The sequence below is a fragment of the Streptococcus sp. zg-86 genome, assembly GCF_017639855.1.
In the GTDB taxonomy this organism is placed as follows: domain Bacteria; phylum Bacillota; class Bacilli; order Lactobacillales; family Streptococcaceae; genus Streptococcus; species Streptococcus zhangguiae.
Genome location: NZ_CP072115.1, coordinates 153,955 through 172,129, shown reverse-complemented (window position 1 = coordinate 172,129; position 18,175 = coordinate 153,955). Strand labels below are relative to the sequence as shown.

Sequence of the window (18,175 nt, the reverse complement as noted above, 5' to 3'; positions counted from 1 at the left end):
AATAATAAAAAGCGAGGATGATTTCGTATTCCTCGCTTCTATATTTCTCAGCTCAAACTATACCAATCCAATAGATTAATTTACTCCCCACAAAAAATCAAGCAATAGTCTGTCTACTTCTGGATTCTCATGTAATTGGCTATGTTGGGCACCTTTACCAGTTATCCTCTCTTCCGTATAGGATGTTGCTCTTTCAGAAACCAAGTATTTCAAACTCTTTGACGAGACATTCAAAACAGAACCATCAGATTGGTCTGTCAAATCACCATAGACATTCAATACATCTATTTGTTGCTTTGGATATCGGTCACGTAGCGCAAGCAACTCTTGATAACTAGTACTCATCTCCTTAGGCTGGCCCGTCTGTTCATCTAAACTAGGATCTGCCGGCAAATCCCGTCCTTCTAATCCATTGACATGGTTGGCAATATGGACCACCTTCTGCAACTGAGGCAGATTTTGGTCATGGGCATTATCCAAGAGATAAAAGAGAATAGACATATTTCCCATCGAATGACCAACCATGTTCATTTTTGTAAATCCATACGTTTCTTGTAATTTCATCACAACGGCCTTGGCATAACGAGCATCTTGATGATAGTCCGCATTCCGATTATCTTGATAATTCACTTCGACAATCGGATTGATTGCGCCTGTCGGAATCTCTCCTAGCAAGGTAACCTGCCCTTCTGTATCCACATCTGCTCGAATAATAGTCTGCGTCACTCCAGCTTTCCTCGCTGCTTGAGTCATATGCTTCTCCGCATTCGCACTACTACCATAACCATGAAAAAAGAGGGTAGGAATAGTCGATTGTACATAGCTCGTTTGATTCAGTTTAGGACGTAGGAAGACAGCACTCAAAAAAACAAGGAAAAGGAGGACAATAGCAAGCATCTTATCTAACTGTTTTATTCTCATCATAATAGACCAGTATAACATACCCGATTTTTCCTGACAACAAATGAAAAGGCCATTCTCAAATAAGAATAGCTTCAATAGAACTAGTTAGCACCTAAGACAAGATCCTCTATCACCTGTAAGACACCTTGTTCTGTATGCGACGGTGCACAGAATTTAGCAGTAGTCTGAACACGCTCAGATGCATTTTCCATGGCATAAGAATAGCCGGCATAGGCCAACAGTTCCAAGTCATTGTCACTATCGCCAAAAGCCAGAACTTCACTAGCATCAATACCAAGCGGTTGCAAGATTTGTTCCAAGCCCCAAGCCTTATGGACACCCTTTGGTAAAATACTCACCGAACCATAACCACTTGTAACAGCAAGCAAGTGCTCTCCAAAAACTTCATTACAATCCGTCACCAAATCTGCAACCAACTCTTCTGGCACCCAAAAACCTGCATGGGTAATCGTAGCATCAGCTGGCAGTTCAAGTAAGTTTGGTAAACGAACAATCTTATCCCAAAAAGCCTGAAGTTGTTCTGCTGTAATCGCTAAGTCTGTCTCCTCAAAAGGCTGGGGAGCCTGCTCATCAATATACATCGTCGTATCACTTGAAACCATTAAACAATAGTCTGCTACCCTTGGTTGATAATGGCGAATCAATTCTTCTATTAGATGACGGTCCAAGATCTTACGAAAAATCGTTTGCCCCTTGTGGTAAAAGAGGCCACCGTTTTCCGCCAGAAAGAAAATCCGGTCTTCAAAGCCCACAAAAAGATCGAGCAAGCGTTCCAGACCATTGCCACTTGCGACAATAAAGGGAATCTCTCGCTTTTCCAATTGCTCCAAAACCCGCTCAAAGCGAGTACGATCAAATCCTCCACGATCATCTAAAAAGGTCCCATCCATATCCGTTACAACTGCTTTTATCTTCATTCCTCTATACATCCTTTGTTCTTGGTAAAATATCCTATCATCTCATCAAACAAGCTAACGTGTTTAATATTACCAGTTTAATCCCATAAAGTCGTTCATCTCTTGATAGGCGACATCAATTCGCGCCTTGGTTTCTTCATCTAATTGATGACGATGTGGACCGCCTTCTATAAAGTCCTCTAGCACAAAGGTTTGATAGGTAAACAAGTCCGTTCCTTCTTTTGGTACACGACTGACCCAGGTCGGATGAGCTTTTGCCGTCTGAATTCGTGTCTTTCCTTCTTTCTTTTCAAGGGTAACATCCATTAAAACGCCACGTTCTGTCCATTGGAAGTTGTTGACCCCTTCCATAGTTTCCATGCGCTGATTAGACAAAAAATTCCCCATAGAATAAACAATCAGTTTTCGCTCGCCATCTTTTTCAATGATTTCCGTTGGTTCTGCTACATGTGGATGGCCTCCGAAAATGATGTCTGCTCCCCATTCTACCATTTGACGATAGAGAGTAACTTGCTCTTCTGTTGGTTCTAACTGGTATTCAATCCCCATCTGTGGCATGACAATCGTTATATCAGCTTCTGCTTCCGCTCGTTCTAGTTCAGACTTAATCTTGTCTACATTAAGGTCAGATAAATAGTTTTCATATTCTTCTTGCGTGAGGTTTGCCTCCATGCCATTAAAACCGTAAGCATAGGCAAGGACAGCAATTTTAATCCCATTCACTTCCTTGATATAAAGAGGTGCTGTTGAGCGATTGCCATCACGATACACCCCTACGGTATCCACACCAAGCTGCCTAAAAGTATCGACGGTTGATAGCAAACCAGATAACTGAGAATCAAGGATGTGATTGTGGGCCAAATCAACCAAATCATATCCTGTCTGCTGAATAGCCGTTGCAACTGAGACTGGGGCATTAAACAAGGGATAGCCTCCCAAGGGATATTCTTGCGAAATGGTTCCCTCAAAATCTGCTATGGCAAAATCAGCCTGCTCAATCCAAGGTTTGACATAGGTAAAGTTCTCTGTAAAATCATACTGACCATCAGCTTGTAACGCACTCCAGTAGATAAGATCATGATAGAGCAAATCCCCATGCGCCATAATCCTTGCCGTCTGAACCGGTTGTTCAGACAATACAGGCTGTTCTGTCACTTCCGATTCTAAATGAGACGAGTCCTTACTTGAGGAAGAAATAGGAACAAATCGTGACCAGAGAATGCTACCACCATAGCTAATTCCAGCAAGGAAACCGAGAACGATTGGTAGCCATAAAAGGCGTCCTAGCCATTTTTTCCGTTGCTGTCGCCTCCGTTTTCCAATCCGATCTCGTCTTCTCTTCATGATACAACCCTCCTTCCTTTAGTATACGCTATTCTTACTGAAAAAGCTAGGTAACCCCTATGAAAAAACAGGTGAAAATCGACTGATTTTCACCTATTTGATTTACTCTATATACTGCAATTTCCCACGGAAATCATCTAGACTTTCGTAGCCTTTTTCTGCCATAATGCTACGTAATTCTGCCGTAATCCGCTCAAAGGCTGCGACCCCTTCCTTATGAAGGGTTGTCCCAACTTGCACCATACTAGCTCCACAAAGGATATGCTCAAAAGCATCACGACCTGTCAGCACTCCTCCTGTTCCAATGATTTGGATTTCTGGTTTTAACCGCTGGTAGAAAGCGTGGACATTGGCCAGAGCAGTCGGCTTGATATATTCTCCACCGATTCCTCCAAATCCATTTTTAGGACGAATAACAACTGACTCATCTTCAATGTAGAGACCATTTCCAATTGAGTTAACACAGTTGACAAAAGCGAGCGGAAATTGGTTAAAAATCGCTGCCGCCTGATCAAAATGCACCATATCAAAGTAAGGAGGTAGCTTAATCCCAAGAGGTTTGGTAAAGTAGCTAAATACCTCTCTTAAAATAGCCTCTGTCGTTTCAAAATCATAGGCAATTTGTGGTTTGCCCGGCACATTCGGACAGGATAAATTCAACTCGGTTAAGCCTTTAAACTCACTTTCTTCCACTTGTTTTAACAGCCTATGAGTTTCTTCCTGAGACAGTCCGACTAAGGAAAGGAAGAAGGTTTGATTCGGTTCTTTTTCCTGCAATTCCAAAAGGTAATCCAAATAGTAATCCAAACCTTGATTTGGTAATCCCATCGAGTTAATCGATCCAAGCGGAACATCCTGATAACGTGGTTCAGGATTTCCAACACGTGCTTCTAAGGTAGCAGTCTTGGTCACAAAGGTTCCTGCTTGAGACAATCTTACTTCTTCTAACTCCTCAATCGTCATGCAGGCAACCCCCGCCGCATTCATCAGACAGTTTTCAAACGGAAAACCAGCAATCTGTGTCTTAGTTGATGACATATTGTCCTCCAAAATTTTCTTTTTTTCATTTTATCACAAAAAAGTAGAAAATACCTACCATTTCTCACAGTAATTGTCAGAATATTCCGTGTTTTTCCATTGACAAATAGCATATCAATATATATAATAATTTCCAACATAATCTTGGGAAAAATACCGAAAAAGGAATAAAATCTGTGTTAAAAAACATCATTGATAAAGAAACGAATAATGTCTTTATTCCATTTAAATCTCAAAACGATTCCATTCAAGTTCAAGCTGGTGGGGTTGTTGCTTGGAGTGGTTATGCTTTTATTTATAAAACATTTAAAACAACTGCTTTTAAAGAAAAATTAGAAGAAATTTCTTCAGAACTAGTCCCTTTATCTAGTCAACCATAGACAACATCACCTTCTCAAGATTATGTTATCATATGTCAAGTTAAAGCCTATCCTTATGTGCCTTTTAACTCTATTGAGGGATGTTGCATGAAAAAAGCAGTATTAAGATCTATCGAATACATTAAAAAGAATATTAATCATTTCTTTGTAGAGGAACTACTACAAGATGATTCTGATACTCAATTTAAGTCTTTTGTTGAGTTAGCTTTTCTATACAATTTACTATCACAACGACAAATTGACCTGCACCACTTAGAGTTTATTGAGCGTTTTTTAAAAAGTAAACTAAGTGACACTAATCAACAGGGGCTACTGATTAAGTTAGTCGAAAACAATACTCACAATCTTCCTGGACTACTCATTTTAGAAGAATTTGCTCAGCGAAAATCTCTCAACATTTTCAAGAACTATTTAACCAGATTAATTGAAATCGAAAAAATTGATTCGCAAATAGAAAAGGTGCCCTTCAGAATGATGGATTTAAAATATTCTATCTCAAAAATAGGATTAAATGATAATCTAGATAGTTACAACAACCTTTTTCATCAAACTGTCCTAGGAAAAAAATTACCACGGTTTTACTATACTCCTAATGCAATGTATAGTTTGACTCATACCATTTTCTATATCAGTGATCTCGGTAGTAGCTATTATTTAGATAATTCCCCTATGGACTATGTTGACTTGCTAACCTCACTTATCGGAGATAGGATAATCGAAAAAGACTTAGATATACTAGCAGAGTTACTACTGTCTGTACTATTCTTAAAAATTGATACAGACATCTCTGAAATCATTGACTACTCTATACAATTTATTATCCAGAATCAAAATAAAAACGGTTCTTTCCCTGCTCCTATAGAATATCAATACAACACCGATTATGAAGAATTTCGGAACAACTACCACACTACACTTGTTTGTTTAGGAGTCTTACTATGTTATCAAGACAAAATTTAATAACACTTTTCAAGAGAACAGAATTCGATTTAGATACCTATATTGATTTTTGTAAACTCTTAGAAATCTATAATGATTTAGTATTCTCTTTCAATCAAACAGTTCTATATAATTCCTCTAATAATTTAATTAAAGAGTTACTTTGCTACTTTTTTAAGAACACAGATATTGAGGCTCTATTGAATATTTATCCCGTCTACATCAAGGAGCATACCCACCTATTCCTAGCAGCAAAAACAGTTGGCATACCTATTGATGTGTCAAAACTAATAGCTTTGTATAATCAAGATATTATACAAAAAAATGAATTTGAACTGAATTGGTTCACAACTTTACACTGTCAACTAAACTTTTTAACAAATGAAATTAACTCTTATCGTATAGATGTGACTAAGGTAAGAACTCGCAGATTTTCTTATGATTGCCTACGATTTCTCAACAATAATTTTTTAACACTAGAACAATATAGAGAAATTATTGTAAAAACAGAGCTAGCTAATAATACTATTTTTTCCCCAATTCTACTAGATTTACTGGAGGAACTCTCCTATGATACCTAATCAACATAAGCTGGTCAGTTGGTTGAAAGAAAACGATGATATCAACTCTAAGTTATTATTAGCCTTTTTGCAAGAAGAAACAGACTTCTCAACTATTTCACGCGAAGAAATTGATGATATTTTTCCTGAACTTCTCATAGAATTAACAACCAACGATACTTTCATCGTACACCTCAAACAGATATTGGCCGAAGAATGCCAGTCCACCTCACCATCAGAATTTGGCTTTAGAATCATATATATCAAAGATAGGCTCCAGTTACTGCACCGTTCAGAGAAAGAGTCTTTTCTACACTCCATCAAAAGTAATATCCACTACTCCTTACTTTCCCAAAAAATGGATATTGACACACTGTATAGTCTTTATTTTTGGAGTCACTATACTACTGAACAAAGTGTGTGTCAACATATACTCTATGAAATTATCACTTCATTTTTAATGTATTTTGCTAGAAATTATCAACTATGCGAATTTGTCCTATGTGTCCTAATACTGTTAAATGTTAACAAATCCCTACCATCACTGACTAAAAGAGAAATTTACTCGTTCATAACTACCTTACAGAACGACAAAGGATATTTTGGCTACAATCATCCTTTCTTAGGAAAAATTCCCAACTCTCAACTACTAAAAAATACATTTTATTGTGTATGGTGCCTATCATTACTTCAGGAGGAAATACTATGAAACGTCTAATTTTCCCAACAAATCACACTGGTCGAGTATTATTCTTTTTCGGAATACTTACTGCCCTAGCATCAACTATTTCTTATGTCTTTATCCCCGAATCTATTCGAACCATAGTTGATAATCACCAATTCGATTTGCATAAAATTAGCTTTATTGGAATCTTACTGGTATTGAACTTAACGCTTTCTTTTTTGTCCTCTTTATTTACTGTACATTATGCCGAAGCTCAAATTACAGCTCTAAGACAAAAGGCTCTTGAAGCAATCTTGTCAAATAAATTGACTTTTTTCAAAGAACATCTAAGTGGTGAATTAAGCGGTCAGATGATTTCTAATACGGAAAATATTCGTGTTTTTCTGAGCCAAACATTAACCGAAGCACTTTCTTCTCTCCTACTAATCTGCTTATCATTTATTATGCTATTTCGCCTAGATGTGCAACTAACACTTGTTATGTTTGCCGGCCTCATTATTTTAATCGCTCTCCTAGCACCTATTGCTCTCATTGGTGGAAAATATACAAAACAAAAGCAAGAAAGTTTGGCAACTCTCTCTGGTTTTCTCATTGAAATCTTCCAAAATATCAAGCTCATTAAACTGAATCAAATCCAAGAAGCAATTAGTCAACGCTACCAAGAAAAAAATAACCATATCTATCGCCACTCAATTAAATTAGGACTTGTAGAAGCCTTCATAAAACCTCTCATGACCTTACTGGTTATCTGCATCATTGGACTTTTATTTGCATATGGTGGTTATCGAGTGGCTACTTCAACTCTGACAACTGGAACCTTAATTTCATTCCTAGTTTATCTGTTTCAGCTTCTCTCTCCCTTCAGTGCTATCGGACAGTTTGGAGCTCAGCTACAAAAAACAAAGGAAAACTTAGAACTTATTGAGCAATATATACAGGCTCCTAAAGAAGAAAATGGGTCTATCATCTGCACTCCTGATTCCCTCTATCATCTCAGCACCTCTAACCTATCTTTCTCTTATGGAGAAGAAAATATCCTTTCTGATATTACCTTTGAAATACATAAAGGTGAAAAAGTCGCTCTTGTAGGCCCCTCTGGTGCCGGAAAATCGACTATTATTGATATTATTACTAAATTATATACTGATTACAGCGGAGATATTACCCTCAATCATGTTTCTCTCCGAGAAATAGATACCCGTTTCTTACGACAACATCTCTCATTAGTTACTCAAGAAAATCAACTCTTCTCAGGCACTATTTTAGAAAATCTCACTCTCGGATTGACAGAAGAAATAAGTGAACAAGAACTGAAGAAAGCCCTAGATTGTGTCAATCTGACTTCAGAAATCGAAGAGTTCAAGGACGGGTTAAACACCATTTTAGGAGAAAATGGGGCTGGCTTATCTGGGGGACAAAAACAACGGCTACAGATTGCTCGAGCTATGCTACGTAAGGCAGACTTCTATATTTTTGATGAAGCCATTGCAAATCTAGACATTGAATCTGAAGAAAAGGTCCTACATTATATTAAACATTCGTTGCAAGATAAATTACTCATCTTTATTACACATAAATTATCAACTATTACATCTGTTGATAAAATTATTTTCTTAGATCAAGGAAGTGTAACAGGAATCGGAACACACGACGAACTGATGAACTCCCATAAAAAATACCGTGAATACATTGAAAAACAGGAAAAGAACAGCCTTTAAGAAATATTCCTCCCAATTATTGTCAGAATATTTCATTTTTCACTTTACAATTAGAAAACTTGGTGCTATAATAGCAACCGTAAATATTAAATTGTCTGAAAATTTAATATTCAGACCTATCCTTGCTAGAAACAAGGCTCGAATCAGTTCTCACATTGTAAAAGGAGTGACAAGAAAAGAGCAGCTGTTTCCAAGCATGATTCTATTAGAAAAGGTGACGAAATCCTATGACAACTGCAAAAGACTATATCCAGCAATCCTTTGAAGCTGTGAAAGCACGCAATCCGCATGAGACAGAATTTTTACAAGCCGTTGAAGAGTTATTCAACACGCTTGAGCCTGTCTTTGAAGCACACCCAGAATATATTACTGAAAATATCTTGGCTCGCATCGTTGAGCCTGAGCGCATTATCAGCTTCCGTGTACCATGGACAGATAAAGACGGAAATGTCCAGGTCAACCGTGGCTACCGCGTACAATTTAACTCAGCAGTTGGACCTTACAAAGGTGGTCTTCGCTTCCACCCAACTGTTAACCAGTCTATCTTGAAATTCCTTGGTTTTGAGCAAATCTTTAAAAATGTCTTGACAGGTCTGCCAATCGGCGGTGGTAAAGGTGGATCAGACTTTGATCCTAAAGGTAAGACTGATGCTGAAATCATGCGTTTCTGCCAAAGTTTCATGACAGAATTGCAAAAACATATCGGTCCTTCTCTTGATGTACCAGCTGGTGACATCGGTGTCGGTGGTCGTGAAATTGGTTACATGTACGGTCAATACAAACGTCTTCGCCAATTTGATGCAGGTGTCTTGACAGGTAAACCACTCGGTTTTGGTGGTAGCTTGATTCGTCCAGAAGCAACTGGTTACGGCCTTGTCTACTTCACTGACAATATGCTACAAGCAAATGGTAAATCCTTCAATGGTCAAACTGTCCTTGTTTCTGGTTCTGGAAACGTGGCACAATTTGCTGTTCAAAAAGCAACTGAACTCGGTGCAACTGTCATTTCTGTCTCTGATTCAAATGGTTATATCATCGATGAAACTGGAATCGACTTTGACCTTCTTTGCGAAATCAAAAATAACCGCCGCGCTCGTTTGACCGAATACGCTGCTGAAAAGTCAACTGCAACGTATCACGAAGGTTCTGTCTGGACCTACGAAGGAAAAGCAGATATTGCCCTTCCATGTGCCACTCAAAATGAGATTGACGGTGCAGCAGCTGCACGCCTTGTGAAAAATGGCGTCTACTGTGTAGCTGAAGGGGCGAATATGCCTTCGAACTTAGAAGCCATCCACACTTACCAAGAAAATGGTGTCCTTTATGGACTCGCAAAAGCTGCCAACGCTGGTGGGGTTGCCGTATCAGCGCTTGAAATGAGCCAAAACAGCCTCCGCCTTTCATGGACTGCCGAAGAAGTGGACAACCGCTTGAAAGACATCATGGCCAACATCTTCAACACTGCAAAAGAAACTGCTGAAAAATACAACCTCGGCCAAGACTACCTTGCTGGTGCCAACATCGCTGCCTTTGAACAAATCGCAGATGCTATGATTGCACAAGGTCTAGTATAAGACTTTTTCAGATAATAACTCCTAGCCCAATTCCTATACCAAATAGGGATTGGGATTTTTTACTTCAAGACTCACAAAAAATAACATCGTTTTTTAGTTACTTTTACTAAATAAGAAGTGATAAACCAAATACGGATAAGAGAGCAGTTTGTGAAAAATGCACATTTTTGGTATAATAGAGTAGCAAACTAGTATAAAAGGAGGATTATTCAGTGCAAAAAAGCATCGAACAACGATCATTAACAGTCAATTTTATCATCACCTTTATTGTATCGGTTGCTGGAATTATCGTCTACTTTGTGACCGATATACAAGCCCTTCTACTGGACGGTTTTTTCTCATTTATTAGCTTTTTGTCTGCAATGGTTGGGATTTATATTTCGCGAATTAGCCACAAAAAGACCACGCGCTATCCACATGGTCTTCATTTCTTAGAGCCACTCTATGCCATTTTCAAATCTATCCTGATTTTGCTATTGTTGCTATTGGCTTTTATCAATGCTTCTGAGACTGCTCTGCATTATTTCCTTGCTGGTGAAGGGGAGCCACTTCTTGTCGGACCAATCTTACCCTATACCCTCTTTGTTGTGACGCTCTGCTTTGCACTTAGCTTTTATAATCACTATCAAAATCGAAAAATCAATTTCCTAAGTACCATTTTAAAGGCTGAAACCAAGGGGAGTATGATTGACGGATTGCAGTCATTAGGAGCAGGTCTCGCCTTTTGCCTTCTCTACTTTATTGATCTCAATGGCACATTCGGCTTTTTACACTACACAGCTGACTTCTTTATCACCAGCATTTCCGTTATCTGCCTCCTGCCAGAGCCTGTTAAAATGCTCCACGTTGCTTTTATCGAACTGTCACACGGCCTTACGACTGACCAAGAAATTACTGAGCCGATTGATGATTTGATTCTACAACATTTCAAACATGTCCTGCCCCATATCAATTACCAGATTGTCAAAATTGGGATGGCACTATCAGTCAAAATCTATGTTGAAAACCATGATGCGGAGCTACTCTTGCGCATTCTTTCTATTCGACCTCATTTTTTAGAAGAATTACAAGCCCTCTATCCCAATGCTCGAGCCTCGATTATCTATATCTAGTCAAAAGAGTGACGTAGAACAATCCACTGGATTCCTCTGCGCCACTCTTTTCATCATGATTTCTCACAGGCTTTCACCCTGTAAGGTCATCCAAACATCTTCATCATATCGCAAGCGGTATTGTGTATGAGGAGCGACGCCATAGATCAAAGTAAAGATTTCCTTTTCTCCAGGAGCTATTTTCTTTTTCAATGGGGTATCATAGGTTCTATTATCGAGTAGGTAGACACCTATCCAACTATCCTGATCATCAGAACCTACCCCTTCTACTAGTGCTAATTTCTCTTCAAAATACTCTGGATTCTTAGTCGGATTTTCAACCGTTACCTTTACCACTACTGTCTGTGGGTAACTATCATCTACTAGTGCGACTTCTGAATCAAGGTCTAGCGAATCAACAGTCATCACCAAACCATTGTTCAATTCTACTGGTTGACCTAGCGCATGCTCTGTAACTGCTTGATCGTCAAGGTAACTCTCCTCATCTAAATCTGTCCAACCAGCCAGAGAAAGGGTAAAGAGAACGCTCATCAAGACCGTCATGATTGCGCCAGCAATGGTTGTCCAAAATAAGAGCTGCTTGTACAGCGGTTTTTTCCGATAATAGACATAGCCATTTTCAATAATAAATTCTTTTGGAAACACATTTTTCCTTTCTTTATGCATGAAGATCAATACCTTCAGTAAGTAGAGCTTGGTGATACACCATATAAAAGTGCTGGTAAATCGGACTTTGCTGTCCACTGGTCACAAAAAATTGGACACGAAAAACAAAAGAGCCATTTTCAAGTGTCTGAGGACCAACCATTTTCGCTCCTTTAATTGCAGTTTGGGAAGCTAATTCCTTTTGATTGACACGTTCGATAACCTGCCAAACCTTATCCAAATCAGCCGTCAGACTCAGCGGGATATCTACCTGAACACGCATATCACCTCGCGATTGATTGCTCACCACTAGAATATTGCGATTTGGAATGAAATGAAGTGTGCCATCTCCATCTCGAACCTGAGTTGTTCTGATGCCTACGCTGACAACAGTCCCTTTTATCTTAATGGAGCCATTGGTCAAGCCAACCACATCTCCTACATCAAATTGGCGTTCAAGCAGAATGAAGAAACCATTGACCAAGTCTGATAAAAAGCCCTGAGCCCCCATTCCAATAGCAACCCCCGCAATTCCTGCACCTGCGAGCAGACTAGAAACTGGCAGTCCTAGAATCGTCAAGACAGAATACAGTAAGAGAAAGTACAACAGATAGTTCAAACCACTTTCCAAGAGACGAGCAATGGTTTTTTGTCGTCCCACCTCTTGTGTTGATACGCGAATAGAGGATAAAAAGAGCTTTCTGACAGAAATGGTAACTATTTTCTTAATGATATAAAAAACAAGAACGAGAAGAATGAGCGACAGGAGCTTACTAACCAGCTCCATGACAAGAGTGTCTAAATCAAATTGGGCTAGATATTTTGCAAAAAATGACATCACGCCCTCCTTTCTATCTGTTATTATACCATAGACAAGTCAGCCATTTCTTAATAAAACAAAGGACTTTTCTGAGCTATTATTGCTTATACTCAATGAAAAGCAAAGTTAGCATTTGGGAATGCTTTCTTAAATAGCACGGTCGCAAGCAATCTTGTATTGCCGACCCCAAACAGTCTACTGGACTGTTGGAGCAATCTTGATCCTAAGATCTCAAAAATTCCGTGACTAGCAACTACCTTGCTGTTGCTAGTCATTCCACTATTTCGAATGCATCATCTTTGGCTCACTTCGTTCGTACCGTTTTCTTAAAGAGTAGATAGTTTAAGATGAAATAGCTATTTTTGAAGTTAGTAAGTATTACGCCTTGAATGTTTTCAAATTTGCTATTTTTGATTTCTATAGAGTATTAAAATATTTCCTTGTTTCACGAATAATGATTGGCGATAAGGCTAGTAGCGCAATCAAATTCGGCAGAGCCATTAATCCATTGACAATATCAGCGATGATCCAAATCACTTCCAACTGGAGAAATCCGCCCAAGGCCACCATGGCAATAAAGATGATACGATAGAGCAAGATAAACCGTGTCCCAAAGAGAAATTCAAAACAGCGTTCTCCATAATAACTCCACCCTAAAATGGTTGTAAAGGCAAAGAGAACCAAGCTAAAAGTTAGAGCAAGGGATCCTGGAGTACCAAAAAAGGTTGCAAAAGCTGCCTGTGTCAACGGCGCACCTTCTAATCCTGCTACTGTCCATTGACCTGTTACCAAAATAGACAAGCCAGTCAAGCTACAGATAATAATAGTATCAATAAAGGTTCCAATCATGGAAATCAAGCCCTGTTCGACTGGCTGATTGGACTTGGCTGCCGCTGCTGCAATTGGAGCTGAACCAAGCCCTGATTCATTTGAAAAAACGCCTCGGGCAATCCCATTTTGGATTGCTGCACGCACGCTAGCTCCTGCAAAACCACCTAGAGCCGCACTTGGTGTAAAGGCACTTTTCACGACTAAGCCAAGGGTAGGTAATAATTGATTGGCATTCACAGCTAACAAAGCCACTGTTGCTACAATATATAAGAGGGCCATAAAAGGAACTACCTTAGTTGAGACACTAGAGATAGACTCAATTCCACCAAAAATAATGACTGCTACAATGACTGCCAGAATGATACTCACAATCTGAGGAGAAAAGGCAAAGCTATTTTCCAAGGAAGAAGTAATCGAATTGACCTGTGCAAAGGTTCCAATCCCAAGAAAAGCCACTAGAACGCCTGAAATCGCAAAGAAGCCAGCCAAAGGCTTCCATTTTTTACCCATACCAAGTGTGATGTAGTGCATGGGACCTCCAGCTACCTGACCGTTAGCATCTTTTGTCCGATATTTAATTGCCAAAAAGCCTTCTGCATACTTGGTTGCCATTCCAAAAAAGGCTGCAACCCACATCCAAAAGAGGGCTCCTGGACCACCCGTTTTAATGGCAGTCGCTACTCCGACAATGTTTCCTGTTCCAACCGTTGCTGCCAGAGCCGTACAAAGTGCTGCAAAACTAGACACATCTCCCTGACCACTCCGATCATCTGCTACGACAAGCCCAAAGGCTCGTGGCAGTTTTCTGACCTGAAAAAGCCCTAACCGAAAGGTAAAATAAACCCCTGTTCCCACCAACAACATCAGTAAAGGAGCTCCCCAGACCAAACTATTGACACGCTGTAAGATTTCTAACATCCTATCTCCTCCATATTCTAATCTATGACAAACAAAAGAGCCTGACCATAACTGTCAAACTCTGTTTCAACCATAATGAGAATGATGCTGCGATTTTTTGTATCATCAGCAGTCATTTTACCAACTAGCCTAGGGGAAAGTTCTCTTCCACGTTCCTATGCTCTGTCCTTTTGCCTGAGAGTTTGAGTGACGTACTAACACATCACCTTGCCCCTTCGGCGCCATTACGGTCTCTCCAGAGTTCCGTCTTTCTCACAGTTGGAGTCAAATCCTCCTATGAGACGTCAACCGGTATTTGTTTATATCATCTATCTAATCCACCATACGACCTCGTTACTTCCTACGAAAGTGAACCAAACAGACAATTGCGTTACTTACTAGTATAACGAAAAAATGAAAAAAGGCAAGAATATTTTTTGAAATTTTCATGAATTGAATTTTTAGATGACCGTCCTCATTATTTTACTACTCGTATACCAAAGTCTATCATTTTATTCAAGCAATACTGATTTCTCATTTTTTGATTTTGCAAACAGGCTTGATTTTCACAAAAATTCTGATATAATTGAATTATCTGAAAATTTAGACAAGGAGATTGACCGTATGACGAAACAAATCCACTGGGACGGACAACTGTCACAAGAAGGACTTGACATTATCAAAGGAGAAGGGGGCGTGATTGTCTGCCCTACCAAGGTTGGCTATATTATCATGACCGCTGATAAGGCTGGTTTGGAACGAAAATTTGATGCCAAGGAACGCAAACGCAATAAGCCTGGAGTCGTCTTATGTGGCAGCATGGAAGAACTCCGTGAATTAGCGCAAATGACTCCTGAAATTGATGCCTTCTACCAAAAGCATTGGGACGAAGATATTTTGCTTGGTTGTATCCTTCCTTGGCGTGAAGAGGCCTATGCAAAACTCAAAGCCTACGGCGATGGTCGCGAGGAATTGATGACAGATAGTCGTGGAACTTCCTGCTTTGTCATCAAATTTGGTGTTGCCGGCGAGCAAATTGCCAAAGCAATGTGGGAAAAAGAAGGTCGTATGGTCTACGCTTCTTCTGCGAATCCGTCTGGTAAAGGAAACCGTGGGAAGGTCGAAGGAATCGGTGAGCGTATCGAAGCAAAAGTTGATCTTGTTATCGAAGCAGACGATTATGTAGCTTCTATCCAGCCTGACAAGACCATTGAAACCCGTTATGAACAAGGGGTCATGGTTTCTATGGTAGACGCCGATGGCAAGCTCATCCCAGAGCAAGGAAAGGACAGCCGTTCGATTTCTCCATGCCCTGTCGTCATTCGTAAAGGTCTTGATATTCATAAAATCATGATGCACCTGTCTGACCACTTCAACTCATGGGACTACCGCCAAGGTGAATATTACTAAGTTTTTTCATAAAAACAAGTCAACCCAGCTCTGGAAATGAGCTGGGTTTTATACTTTTATTGCGAACAAAACAGCAGTTCTCTTTTCTGCCCATAGGGGTAATTAATACTCTATAAAAATCAAAATCTGACTAGCTTCCACAATTGAGAATTGTGGAAGGTAAGAAATAGAGCGGGCATAGCTCGTCTCAGAATGTAGACAAACCTCACAATTCAGAAAAACATTACAACAATATTTAAATTTCTGTAGTTTTAAGGTTAGAAAATAAAACCCCTAGGAGTATGACGATTCCTAGGGGTTCACTTCTCTCTTCTCAATAGCCACTATCACTTCTGCACCTCCAGTTGAGGGATTATGCAATTGCACATAACCCTGATGACGCTTGGCCACTCCTTGGGCAAAAGCTAGTCCAATACCATAATGTCTGCCGCTTCGTCCACCGTCTTCGGTAAAAAATAAATTGGTTCCCTGTTTCAGAGCGGCTGCTGAAAAAGGGGCGCCATTATTCCAAATTTTAAACAAAAGATACGTAGCTTGACGACAAATGGTCAAGCTAATCCGTCCACTATCTGCCCCATATTGGACAGCATTGACTAGAATATTCATCAAAGCACGGTGTACTAAAAAGGCATTTCCCAAAAAGACAATTGACTCCACTTCATTGATGATTTGAAAATCAATCTTCTTTTGCTCCAGCATATCCCTTAGCTCAATCTGTATATCGTCCAACAACTCTGCTAGAACGATGTGTTCTCGATTATCTCTGTCTTCATACAAGAGGCGCGTGTAAGACAGCATGGACTGAAAATACCGTTCAAAGATTGCAAGACTATACCCCATTGATTCAACAAACCGAGCCTGTTGATCTGTCAAGGCAGTCATCTCTAGCAATTCCAAATTCCCTTTTAAGACGGTTAAAGGAGTTTTAACATCATGAGATAGGGCAGCCACTTGAAAGGACAAATCTCTTTTTTCCTGTCGTTCCGCCTCCAGTAATTGCGCTAATTCATGACTTTTTTCCTCCAACGTTCGTAAAATTTCGTCAAACTCTAGTAATCTTGCTTGGAAGGCTTGATCTGATATCTGCGGTTTGCCCATACTCAAGGAAATGCTTCGTACCGCTTGAAAATGGTGTACAAACTCCTGTATCAAGCGTAGAATAGACCAAGTGACGATTAGGCATTCGCCAATGAAAAAAAGAACATAACTAAAGACATTCCACGAAATAAAACGAAGACTAGGATTGGTAAATTCAGGTAGCAGAGGTTCACGAAGCACAAGAGTGAGTTGCCGGTTGGAATAAGGAACATAGGCTGCAGACCGATGTATAGCATCCTTTTGATTCTTAAAAACAGCTTGATACTGTTTCAATTCTCCCTCTTGATAACGTCCTGCAAGAAGCTCACCAGTTGCTTGATCAAACACAGCATAATCATAAAAAAATGGATCGATCTGGTCACGAATGCCCTGAACAGTAGCGTGTTCATCAATCGAAACAGCCAACTGACCATCGGTAACGATTACTTGCTGCGTCATAATGAGCAAATAAGACAAGCCAATTAGACCGATAAGCTGCATAATTGTCCCAATGGCGATTTCTCCTACACTTCGTAGAACTCGGTGTTTAATGGAGTAGTGTGTCATCTGCATATTGATACCCTATCCCTCTGATCGTTTTAATTGGATTGACACCGTGTGGCGCAAATTTTGTCCGAATCTGATAGATATATTCTGAAATAGAATGAAACAGAGCATCCGCCTCTTCATCATAGACCTGTTCATAGATTTCTTCTCGTGTAAAGACTTTTTGTGGATAACGAGAAAGCAACTCTAAAATAGCATACTCTCGTTGCGTTAGAGGCAAGACCTGTCCCCTAATACTAACTTGTTTCTCTTCCAAGAAAAAGCTGACAGCACCCAGTTCACGAACGACCTGCTCATATCTATCTTGAGCCTGTCGAGTTCGCACCTCTCTTCTCAGATGAGCCTCCACTTTTGCGCTCAGTTGTTTGACCCCAAAAGGTTTCGTAATATAGTCATCCCCACCTAACTGCAGTCCTTTGACAATATCTTCTTCCGTATCCCTAGCACTGACAAAGACAATCGGTGTATCCACTTCTTGCCGAATCGCTCTACAAATCGCAAGACCATCCGTTTGTTGCAACATCACATCCAACAAAATCAAATCAAACCCCTTAAAGGCTTTTGGATCAATGGGCAATGACACTTCCTGACGAGTAGTAACAGAAAAGTTCTTCATCTCTAAAATCGTTCGAATCAATTTCAAAATTTCCAGATCATCATCTATTACCAAAATCTTATACATGGGATTTCCTCACGGTATTCTCTATTTATTTTAGTATAGCATACTTTTTTCAGAA

Annotated in this window: 16 protein-coding genes and 1 riboswitch; of the genes, 7 read left to right on the top strand and 9 right to left on the bottom strand. The window is 39.7% G+C overall.

The window, feature by feature from the left end; all coding sequences use genetic code 11:
• Positions 1-75: 75 nt before the first annotated feature.
• From J5M87_RS01020 to J5M87_RS01005, 4 genes are all read right to left on the bottom strand, one after another.
• Positions 76-897: an alpha/beta hydrolase gene (locus J5M87_RS01020; RefSeq protein WP_230082348.1), complete on the bottom strand. Its 822-nt coding sequence runs from the start codon at positions 895-897 to the stop codon at positions 76-78.
• Positions 898-1,004: 107 nt separating this feature from the next.
• Positions 1,005-1,841 (bottom strand): Cof-type HAD-IIB family hydrolase, encoded by an 837-nt coding sequence (locus J5M87_RS01015; RefSeq protein WP_154607795.1) that lies wholly within the window; start codon positions 1,839-1,841, stop codon positions 1,005-1,007.
• Positions 1,842-1,910: 69 nt separating this feature from the next.
• A complete protein-coding gene (locus tag J5M87_RS01010) occupies positions 1,911-3,185 on the bottom strand; it encodes a CapA family protein (protein WP_154607796.1) in 1,275 nt (424 codons plus the stop codon).
• A gap of 102 nt (positions 3,186-3,287) precedes the next feature.
• Complete coding sequence (locus tag J5M87_RS01005) at positions 3,288-4,223, bottom strand: dihydroorotate oxidase (RefSeq protein ID WP_154607797.1); 936 nt, start codon at positions 4,221-4,223, stop codon at positions 3,288-3,290.
• Positions 4,224-4,399: 176 nt separating this feature from the next.
• Between J5M87_RS01005 and J5M87_RS01000 the strand changes: the two genes are divergently transcribed.
• From J5M87_RS01000 to J5M87_RS00975, 6 genes are all read left to right on the top strand, one after another.
• Complete coding sequence (locus J5M87_RS01000) at positions 4,400-4,603, top strand: hypothetical protein (RefSeq protein ID WP_154607798.1); 204 nt, start codon at positions 4,400-4,402, stop codon at positions 4,601-4,603.
• A gap of 87 nt (positions 4,604-4,690) precedes the next feature.
• Complete coding sequence (locus tag J5M87_RS00995) at positions 4,691-5,563, top strand: DUF6895 family protein (protein WP_154607799.1); 873 nt, start codon at positions 4,691-4,693, stop codon at positions 5,561-5,563.
• Positions 5,542-6,123, top strand: coding sequence for a hypothetical protein (locus tag J5M87_RS00990; protein WP_154607800.1), 582 nt, complete (start codon positions 5,542-5,544; stop codon positions 6,121-6,123). Before J5M87_RS00995 ends, J5M87_RS00990 begins: the two co-directional genes overlap by 22 nt.
• Before the next feature lie 684 nt (positions 6,124-6,807).
• Positions 6,808-8,505 carry an ABC transporter ATP-binding protein gene (locus J5M87_RS00985; RefSeq protein WP_160463137.1) on the top strand — a complete coding sequence of 566 codons (1,698 nt, stop codon included), beginning with the start codon at positions 6,808-6,810 and terminating at the stop codon, positions 8,503-8,505.
• 227 nt (positions 8,506-8,732) lie between these two features.
• A complete protein-coding gene (gene gdhA, locus J5M87_RS00980; protein ID WP_154607802.1) occupies positions 8,733-10,079 on the top strand; it encodes an NADP-specific glutamate dehydrogenase in 1,347 nt (448 codons plus the stop codon).
• A 212-nt stretch (positions 10,080-10,291) separates the two neighbouring features.
• Positions 10,292-11,191, top strand: a complete 900-nt coding sequence (locus J5M87_RS00975; protein WP_154607803.1) for a cation transporter — start codon at positions 10,292-10,294, stop codon at positions 11,189-11,191.
• Between the two features lie 63 nt (positions 11,192-11,254).
• Here J5M87_RS00975 and J5M87_RS00970 read toward each other — a convergent pair whose 3' ends face one another.
• The 3 genes from J5M87_RS00970 to J5M87_RS00960 form a co-directional block, all read right to left on the bottom strand.
• Positions 11,255-11,836 (bottom strand): hypothetical protein, encoded by a 582-nt coding sequence (locus J5M87_RS00970; RefSeq protein ID WP_154607804.1) that lies wholly within the window; start codon positions 11,834-11,836, stop codon positions 11,255-11,257.
• 13 nt (positions 11,837-11,849) lie between these two features.
• Entirely contained in the window at positions 11,850-12,674 is an 825-nt protein-coding gene (locus J5M87_RS00965; protein WP_154607805.1) for a mechanosensitive ion channel family protein, read from the bottom strand.
• A gap of 399 nt (positions 12,675-13,073) precedes the next feature.
• Positions 13,074-14,405 carry an alanine/glycine:cation symporter family protein gene (locus J5M87_RS00960; RefSeq protein WP_154607806.1) on the bottom strand — a complete coding sequence of 444 codons (1,332 nt, stop codon included), beginning with the start codon at positions 14,403-14,405 and terminating at the stop codon, positions 13,074-13,076.
• Positions 14,406-14,557: 152 nt separating this feature from the next.
• Positions 14,558-14,654: riboswitch (glycine riboswitch) on the bottom strand.
• Between the two features lie 354 nt (positions 14,655-15,008).
• Between J5M87_RS00960 and J5M87_RS00955 the strand changes: the two genes are divergently transcribed.
• Positions 15,009-15,794, top strand: coding sequence for an L-threonylcarbamoyladenylate synthase (locus tag J5M87_RS00955; protein WP_154607807.1), 786 nt, complete (start codon positions 15,009-15,011; stop codon positions 15,792-15,794).
• A 291-nt stretch (positions 15,795-16,085) separates the two neighbouring features.
• Here the strand turns inward: J5M87_RS00955 and J5M87_RS00950 are convergent, their stop codons facing one another.
• Positions 16,086-17,444 carry a sensor histidine kinase gene (locus J5M87_RS00950; protein WP_154607808.1) on the bottom strand — a complete coding sequence of 453 codons (1,359 nt, stop codon included), beginning with the start codon at positions 17,442-17,444 and terminating at the stop codon, positions 16,086-16,088.
• Positions 17,419-18,120 (bottom strand): response regulator transcription factor, encoded by a 702-nt coding sequence (locus tag J5M87_RS00945; protein ID WP_154607809.1) that lies wholly within the window; start codon positions 18,118-18,120, stop codon positions 17,419-17,421. Before J5M87_RS00945 ends, J5M87_RS00950 begins: the two co-directional genes overlap by 26 nt.
• Positions 18,121-18,175: the final 55 nt, after the last annotated feature.